Below are 8,143 nucleotides of genomic sequence, written 5' to 3' on the forward strand. Positions count from 1 at the left end.
GCCCGCACCCTGTCCTGGGTGCGGGCGGCCTTCTGCGCTCAGGCGGCGCGGCATGAACGTCCAGGTCATCACCGCACCGGACGGAACTCCGCTGTGGTTCTCACGGGCAACGCCAGGACGGACCCACGACCTGACCGCAGCTCGCGCCCACGGCATCATCCAAGCCTGCCTGACCCGGCAGATCATCATTCTGGCCGACCGCGCCTACCAGGCGCCGGCGCCACCGTCCGCACCCCGTACTACGGACACCGCGATCTGCCCGAGCACTACCAGCAGTACAACCGCGACCACGCCCGCCTGCGCGCACCCGGCGAACGCTCCTTCGCCCAACTCAAATCCTGGCGCCTGCTACGAAGGGCATGCTGTTCAACCAACCGTCTCAGCCGCATGGTCTGCGCCGTCCACACCCTTCTGATCTGCGCAAACACAGGATGAAAGAGGCTCATTGAAGTGCGATCCGTGCGCTGCAGGCCGTAGCGTCCTGGGATGAGCAGCTTCAACACGCACCAGAGACGGGTCTACGACGAGGGCCTGCCCACACGCGCCCGGCATACGAATTTGCGGTCTTGCCTCGTCCACTTCGCGCCCTACGGCTTCCGGGCCACGTATCACCACCTCTGCCTCAGCGCGGGGATTCCCAAGGATCTGGAGAAGGATCCGAGCTCGCTCATACGCGCCGTCGAGGAGTTGCACCACGCGCGACAGCTATGGCTCGCTGACGAACATGCCTATGCCAACAGTCGACGGGCGGACAAGGCACGTGGCTTTCGGCAGGTGAAGGCAGACGAGTCCTGGCGAGGCTGGCAGCGTGGGTGGGGCAACATTGCCTACTGTCCCGAGCCGACACTCCATCCCGACGAGCCGCTGCCCGTGGTGTGGAGCGGGTGCTCCGTTCGTCGGTCCCGCCCGATGAAGCTCCTGCGCTGACGTGCCGTGTATGCGGGAACCGGAACAACACCAGCGTTTGGTACGACGGCGTCTACCGGATCCATCGGCTGTGCAGGGAATGCGGAGTCAGCCTCGCGGTGCAACGGGCCGACGCGCGCGACCCGCTGTTGGCCGCCGACCACGCCCGGCAGTGGAAGGAGATCTGGAGGCTGCGCAACGAATCTCCTCGCGGCTACCCACGCTGAGTTTCGGCATAGGGTCGGTATCACGGTGGGGTGAGGATCCGCGCTCGGAGAAGTGCGAAGGATGCGCGGCCGTACATGCTCCTCTTGAGGAGCTTGCTTCTGCAGACATGGCCCTCGACGACGCCGGAGCTGTACGGGAGGGTGAGGCCGGCGGTGACGGCGTCGATGTCCTGGCGGAGGAGCGGATCGGCCTCAGGTCGCAGCGTTCGGCCTGCCGGATCCACTCACCCAGGAGGTGGCCACGGCGGTGACGGACCAGGTCGGTGAAGTCGTGGAGCGCGTCCTCGTACGCGGTGATGGCGGTCCCGTCCTCCGGGTCCGCCGCGGGATTCTGCGTCAACGGCCCCTCTTGTGCTAGCGCGTCACCACGCTAGAGGGCCGTGGACCTGAACGTCCACGGAATGAGCTGAACGTTACTGAACGGCCTCGTCGTTCGGTGCCGGGCTCGGCTCGTTCGCCGATGGCCTGCGGAGTTCGGGTGTATGCGGGGCCGTACGAATCCTTTGGTGCCTGGGGCACGGCGGGCGTTTGCTGGTGGACGACCCACCCTGACACCGTGCTTGAGGCCCCCGCCGGGCCTTGCGCGGCTAACCCCCCGCTCCGCCACTCTTCGACACGTCGTCGCGTCCGTACTAGCCCGCTCCCTTGCGGCCCACCAGGCCATCGACTCGCTAGACCCCACAACGAAGGCACGTCAGTCATCCCTTGAATGGCTCCTCGCCGTTCTGTACGACAGGCCGCACTGGCCCCGCCCCGGCGGAAGGGGCCCATTTTTTCCTGCCCGGTCCTGTCCGCCGAGGGCGAGCCGCCCATCAAGAGACAGAGGGGCTACTGGCACGGCTTGCCAGTAGCCCCAACGTCACGCGCCCACTGCAGTAAGGAGAGGAGGGATCCGTGAGCGACGAGCGACCCGCCCCGCAGTTCCAGGTCCGCCCCGCGGACCCACCGCAAGACTCCCGCCAGCAACACAATGCCCTCGGCCAAAGGGTGTCGGACAACGGCTTGCGCGGGTAACTGGCGTCTCTCCCATCTTCAAGTCCTGTCGCAGCGCCACCCCGAGACGCAAGGGGTGACAGCAATCCACGCTCCACGCCGCATGCCAGACGTGCATGCTCCTAACCGAAGGGGACCCCGTGTCCACGCTCGCCAGGCTCGTCGTCCTGCTGCTCGTCCTGGTCGCCCTCATCAGTCGCTGCGGTGTCGGTAGCTGGTGCACCGCCACCCGGCGCTGGGCAAGCCTCTTGCCGTCGCGCTGAGCACCCTTACGGCCCTGGCCGCGATCCTGACGCCACTCATCACCCGATGACCGGCCCGGTAAATGGTCGGCTGTGGTGGCTGACCGCCCGCACCCGCCGTCGTGACGCCGCACGACCAAAAAACGATCACGAACCGTCCGGCCAAGCGGTGAGGGCGCCCGTTGGAGGATCAGCGACCTTGACCGCGTCCGCGCCGCCGCGTGCGGCCCTCGCCCGGCACAGGAGGAGACGCGCTGGGGCCCCAGGGGGCTTGCGCCGAGGGCCGTCGGGAGTGGTGGTCGATCGCGAGCGGGCGGCCGCGGCAGAAGGTCTGGGCACCCGGTCTGCTGCTGCCGAGGGCCCATCAGGCGGTGGGGTGCGGGAGTTCTTCGTCAGCACGGCCGCCGGCTCCGAGGATCCGTCGCGAGGTCGGGGACATCACCGGGAGGGCGCCGAGCACTCCACGGGCCCGCAGCTCGTCCAGGTCGGGAAGACGGACTCCGGGAAGTGCGTCGAGAAGGTCGGCCTGGGCGGCGCGGATGCCGTGCGAGGCCTGGGGGCCGGTGCCAAGGGTGCGGCGGGCTGTCACGCGGTCATCGTAAGCGGCGCTTCAACAGCTTCCGCCCCAGCATGCAGCTCGGATATGGGTCAGCCGGACCAGGATGGAGGCAGAACTACCCCCGTCCACATGGGTGCCCCGCTCAGCGGAACCGGGCCAGACGGTGCTTGGCCGGCCCCGGTGCGGCGTTGCCTAGGCGTTGCGATCACGAGTTGTACTCGTCGGGTTCTGCTTGACCTACGATGACGCGGTGAAGTTCGTGATGGTGCCGGGTGGCTGGCAAGGCGGGTGGGTGTTCGACTCGGTGGCTGCTGAGCTGCACCGAGACGGTCACCACGTCGAGGCGGTGACCCTGTCGGGGTTGGAGTCGGACGGCCCGGTCGATGTGGACCGTCCGCCGAACCTCGACACTCATATTGACCAGGTAGCCGAGATCATTGACCGTGGCGACGGACCGCCCGTCGCGCTGTGCGGGCACAGCTACGGCGGGATGGTGATCGCCGGTGTCGCGGATCGTCTCAGCGACCGCCTCGATCAGCTCGTCTTCATCGACGCCTACGTCCCGGACGATGGGGATTCGTGTTGGTCTTTGACCAGCGACAGCTTCCGGGAGTTGTTCATAGCTGGCGCCCGCGCCGACGGTCGATGGGTCGCAGTCCCCGAAGGACTCGACCCTCGCGCGCGACCGCACCCACTGGCGAGCTTCGTCCAGGCGATCAGGCTGGGGGGCACCCGCAGCCGCGCTCTCGGCCGAACGTTCATCAGTGGTGGCGCGTGGCCGGGTAGCCCGTTCGTGCCCCTGACCGAACGGTTGCGCAACGACTCAGGCTGGCGGGTTCACGAGATCCCCGTCGGCCACAACATCGCCCGCCGCGACCCGCATAGCCTCGCGGCCGTTCTCGGCGCATTGCCGCCCGACTCCGCCTGACGAACGCGCCGCCGCTGCCGCCCACGAACGCCTGGCCGCCCTCGACCGGCGAGGGGCCGGTGTGGATCCCCCTTTTAGTGCTGGGCCAGGCGCTGTACGCGCTGAACCCGGGCTAGGAACCGGCGTCTTTGATGGACGCGATCGTCCTGACCTGGAGGCGGATGGCACCCGACCCGTGACCACCGTCTCGGCCCGACGGGCCGAGACATTGCCCGTATACGAGTCAGAGGATGCGCCAGGCGACGGCGTACGGCTGGGCGAACTGGGTGATCCGGAAGGCGCTGACGACGACTTCGGTCTCCCCGGCGGGGATCTCCCGCCAGTGCACTTGTTCGACGTTGTTGACGCGGTCGAACCCGGGATCCGTGCCCATGTTGCCGTGGCGTTCCTGACCGCTTGCGCGGACGATCAGGTCCAGGTCGTTCTGCAGGGCCGGGCCAGGGGGATCCGTCCAGACGAGGGTGACCTTCAGGGTGCGGGGCGCGCCCTCGGGGATCGTGATGCTGAACGCGCGCTCTTCTCCCTGGTCCAGTTCCTTGGCGTCGGTGAAGCCCGCCCGGCCGGCATCAGTCGGGAGGACGACGGCGCGCTGGAGGTTGACGATGCCGAAGCCCGAGTTGTTGTTGGGGGAGGCGCCCGCCTCGGAGGGGATGTACTGGCCCTTGAGCTCATCGGCACCATTGATCAGCATGGCCTTGATGAGCGCGGCACTGGGCTTCGGCGTGCCGTTCTTCAACAGCGTCTCGCGCAGCACCGCCACACAGCCGGCGACCAGCGGGGTGGCCATGCTGGTGCCGCTGTCGAACATGAACGCGGGGTCCGTGGAGACGCCGAAGAGACCGTCGTCGGGGGCGATGCGCGAGCGCGTCGAAAGGATCGCCGTGCCGGGAGCGACGACAGTGGGCGCGATCCGGCCTTCCTGGGTGGGGCCGCGACTGCTGAAGGCCGCCATCCCGGCGGGGTTGTCCGCCATCCTGTCGCCGCGGATCGGCGGGGCGGGATACGAGAGCGGCCTCAGTTCGTCATAGGTGTGGGGGATCAGGGGGCGGTCGCCCTCGCTGGCGCCGACGGTGATGATGTTCTTGGCCCCGGTCTCCCCGCTCACGGCCCTCAGGTTGATCCGGCCGTCACCGTCGCGGTCCGTACCGTCGTTGCCCGCGGCGAAGCAGATGACGAAGTCTTTGTTGTCCCAGACGAACTGATCGACCTCGCGCGCGGCCTTGTTGTATGGCAGGCCCGGGGTGACCGGACCCCACGAGTTGGTGTGGATCCGCGCCCCGTCCTCCAGGAAGGGCGGCTCGAACAGGTTACGCAAGTTCGGCGGGATGCCGGACAGCGAGCCGTCGTCGGCCAACACGGACTGCAGGACCAGTCGCGCCTCAGGTGCCGTGCCGGTGACAGCTCCGCCCATCGACGCCGACGTCCCGTCGCCGAGGACGGAGCCCGCCACGTGGGTGCCGTGCCCGTCGGGGTCGTCCGTCCGCGCGGGGCTCTTACGGCCCAGGGCGACCAGGCGCTTGACCCGGCCGGTGAAGGCGGGGTGCACATTGCTGGTGGACCCCTTGTCGAACCCGGTGTCGGCGACACACACGATCTGGCCCTCGCCCCGGAAATTCGTGCCGTTGAGAGACACGTGGGCGTTCATGATGTTCCCCGAGACGGTGTTATACAGCACCCTCTCGGGGACTTCCTCGATCTCCTTCACCTCATCGAGCGCGGCCAGAGCGGCCAGGTCATCGTCCCGGATCGTCATGCGCACCTTGTCGCCGTCGGGGTGTACGTCGCCGGGGCTGACACCGGCTGCCGCCGCGATCCGGTCCCGCAGCCCGTCCGTGCTCACGTCGACGTCCTCGTGCAGGACGACGTCGACGGTCCAGGTCTGGGGACCCACCGCCTCCGTGGGGTCGGCCAGCACGGCGACCCCCGGGCGCAGCCGGTTCGACCGGAGCGACTGGGCAATCTTGAAGCCCTTGAAGTACACGTCCGCCCAGGCCACGAACGGCAGGGCGCGCACGGCATCCAGATCCGTGGGCCGGAAGCCGCACAGATAGGTGTCGTCCGGAACGTATTCCTGGATCACCACCCCGAGCGCCGCGAGTTCTTCCTTCTCGTCGGCTGTTGGTGGGTGTGTGGTCTGGACGAGTAGGTAGTTGGACGCGGAGGCGTCCTCGGACACCAGCGATGCGGTGGCCAGGTCATCGACCTGAGCCAGCGGGTCCACCGTCACGCCGTTGATGGTGATGCGGGACATGCCGAACTCCCGGAGGGGGTGGGGAAGACGCGCACCAGGCAGCCATGGCGCCCCGGCGCTGCCCACATCGCCGAAGCCCGTCTGAACCGGTGTCACGCCAAGTTGCGTGGTTATTTCCGTTCGCCAACACGCTAGGCGGGCGACTGTCCACCTGCACGTCGAGCCTGGATGGTGGCCCCCATCCGGGATCGCTATTACTCCGGAGGGCGCTCGACAGCAGCGTCGGCCTGCGCCTCCACGCCTACGCGGGGCCGGCGGCGACGATGGTCCCGCCCCGCATCAGGCCCCACACCTCCTTGCGCCTCTTCTCGTCGCCCTCCGCATAGAACGGGAAGCGTGCGATCACGGCCGCGACGCATCGGTTGAAGGAGTCGAGTTCTCTGTTCACGTGACTGACCGTCGCCGACTCGAGCTCGGGAACCTGCACCACGTGACCACTGGCCACGTCGACGGCCATGCGTCCGGACAAGCCGCTCGTTGCGATGGCGACCAGCCCCCGCTCACCGATCCCGCCGAAGTACTCCAGCTGGCTCAGTGGCCGATACTCGTATCCGATCAACCCGCCTGGGATGCCAGTCTCCCCGAGATCGACAGCGATCTGGAACACCCATCGGTCCCGACATGCCCCGCGGCCGAGTCCGCGCACGGGCGGGATACCGGCCCGGGGCGAGGGATAGATGAATCAAGGGATGGCGAGGCCCCCGCAGGCAGTCCTGCCCCGCTGTCTCGCCGGACTGCACGTCGCCTCGCTCGTTGGCTCCGCGAGCCCACTGAGCACCTCAGACGGGTCAGCCGCGACGAGACCTCGGTCTTTAGTCTCACCAGTTGAACAGCAGGTCGCTCAACACGGCGGGGCGCCAGTAGCGGATCTGAGAGCGCAGCGGACCCTTCGCACGCGCCCATTGCCGGATGCGCCCCGGCGCCCTCCCCCGGGTGGTCAGGGGGGCGCCGTTGAGGGTTGGAGTTACAACGGCGGTGCCCGAAGGTCTGCAGGGGGTGAGCGCGCTTTCGACGGCACGCGCTCAGGGTTCGTCGGCACGGGACAGCTGCGGCGTCGGCGTTGGCGGCTTTTCCAAGGAGAGTACTCAGCGTTTGACGCGGCTGCGGACCGCCAAGAGGACCAGGGCCAGTAGCCCCGGTTCCACCAGGCGTGAGGTCATCTCAGTATAAGTACCGGGCACGGTCAGGCCCTGGCCGGCCGACCCCAAGATCACCGAGTTCACCGCAGTCCGCACCGCCCGCTCCGCCCTGTACCAACTGAAGCGTTTTGCCAATGGGTCGGGCGCTTTGCCCCCGGCAGCCGGGGCCTTGGTAGTCAGAGCCACGGCTTTCCCATCGGTCAGCGTCCCATTGATGCGCTGTACGGGCGGGTCGACGGGTAGACCCACCAGCATCAGGATGGTCAGCCCTATGGCGGCCACCAGTCCGATCAGGGCCCGAGATGCCCGCAGGCCATAACCCGAAAGAGCCCAGTAGATACGCAGCAGCGCCCGTTCGCCCCACGGGCGGGCACGGTCGTGGCGGCGCATCTCCATCTCGCCGTAGTAGAAGTCCGCCGCATCCGGCTCGTTCTTGGCGTCCTCTGTAGCTTTCCGCAGTGCCCGGTATACGGATGCCAGCTCGTCAGGACCCGGGGCGAGGCGCGGCTCCGGAGCAGGCACCCGGCCGGGCAACCAGTAGTTGCCAGGAGTCACGGCGGCGCGCCAGTGGTGTTCCTCGGCCAGGACCCGGCGCCGGGTCCATCGCCACCCTTCCGGGGGCTCGGCGAAAGTGCAGTGCAGCTCCCCTCAAGACGCAGCTGGTCCAGATGGAAGACTCCGGTGAATCGGCAGTCAGTCAGGTCGGTGTCCGTCAGGACCAAGTGCGCTGCGTCAACTCCACTCACCGAGTCGATCCGCACGCCGGGCTCTCGTCCAGCGGCGTGCCGTGGCTGAAGAAGGAATAGCGGGTCTTCCACTCGGGTGTCTGCTGCTCGGTGCGGACGCGGAGTTGCAGGTCGCGGAGTTCTCGTGGGGGAAAGCCCACGGTGCGGTGGCT

Annotated in this window: 6 protein-coding genes and 1 pseudogene; 3 read left to right on the plus strand and 4 right to left on the minus strand. The window is 68.0% G+C overall.

Annotated features, from left to right (window positions below; all coding sequences use genetic code 11):
• Together ABZ471_RS46470 and ABZ471_RS46475 are read left to right on the plus strand one after the other, a co-directional pair.
• Nucleotides 1-435, plus strand: a pseudogene (locus tag ABZ471_RS46470) (transposase family protein); the annotation flags it as partial.
• A 51-nt stretch (nucleotides 436-486) separates the two neighbouring features.
• Nucleotides 487-927, plus strand: coding sequence for a hypothetical protein (locus tag ABZ471_RS46475; protein ID WP_359075205.1), 441 nt, complete (start codon nucleotides 487-489; stop codon nucleotides 925-927).
• Nucleotides 928-2,732: 1,805 nt separating this feature from the next.
• Here ABZ471_RS46475 and ABZ471_RS46480 read toward each other — a convergent pair.
• Entirely contained in the window at nucleotides 2,733-2,957 is a 225-nt protein-coding gene (locus ABZ471_RS46480) for a hypothetical protein (RefSeq protein ID WP_359075206.1), read from the minus strand.
• Nucleotides 2,958-3,177: 220 nt separating this feature from the next.
• Here ABZ471_RS46480 and ABZ471_RS46485 point away from each other — a divergent pair, with 220 nt between their 5' ends.
• The gene (locus ABZ471_RS46485; RefSeq protein WP_359075207.1) at nucleotides 3,178-3,855 is read left to right on the plus strand and encodes an alpha/beta fold hydrolase; all 678 of its coding nucleotides are present in this window, start codon (nucleotides 3,178-3,180) and stop codon (nucleotides 3,853-3,855) included.
• Between the two features lie 223 nt (nucleotides 3,856-4,078).
• Here ABZ471_RS46485 and ABZ471_RS46490 read toward each other — a convergent pair whose 3' ends face one another.
• The 3 genes from ABZ471_RS46490 to ABZ471_RS46500 all read right to left on the minus strand — a co-directional run bounded on the left by ABZ471_RS46490 (nucleotide 4,079) and on the right by ABZ471_RS46500 (nucleotide 7,800).
• Nucleotides 4,079-6,106: a S8 family serine peptidase gene (locus ABZ471_RS46490; RefSeq protein WP_359075208.1), complete on the minus strand. Its 2,028-nt coding sequence runs from the start codon at nucleotides 6,104-6,106 to the stop codon at nucleotides 4,079-4,081.
• Nucleotides 6,107-6,347: 241 nt separating this feature from the next.
• Nucleotides 6,348-6,713, minus strand: coding sequence for a hypothetical protein (locus tag ABZ471_RS46495; RefSeq protein WP_359075209.1), 366 nt, complete (start codon nucleotides 6,711-6,713; stop codon nucleotides 6,348-6,350).
• Between the two features lie 478 nt (nucleotides 6,714-7,191).
• Nucleotides 7,192-7,800, minus strand: coding sequence for a hypothetical protein (locus ABZ471_RS46500; RefSeq protein ID WP_359075210.1), 609 nt, complete (start codon nucleotides 7,798-7,800; stop codon nucleotides 7,192-7,194).
• Between the last annotated feature and the right edge of the window lie 343 nt (nucleotides 7,801-8,143).

It is taken from the genome of Streptomyces sp. NPDC005728 (assembly GCF_040630895.1).
In the GTDB taxonomy this organism is placed as follows: domain Bacteria; phylum Actinomycetota; class Actinomycetes; order Streptomycetales; family Streptomycetaceae; genus Streptomyces.

What these genes read in the sequence shown, in the direction of transcription:
- ABZ471_RS46475 (WP_359075205.1), top strand. Translation starts at nt 487, where the DNA reads ATGAGCAGCTTCAACACGCACCAGAGACGGGTCTACGACGAGGGCCTG.
- ABZ471_RS46490 (WP_359075208.1), bottom strand. Translation starts at nt 6,106, where the DNA reads ATGTCCCGCATCACCATCAACGGCGTGACGGTGGACCCGCTGGCTCAG.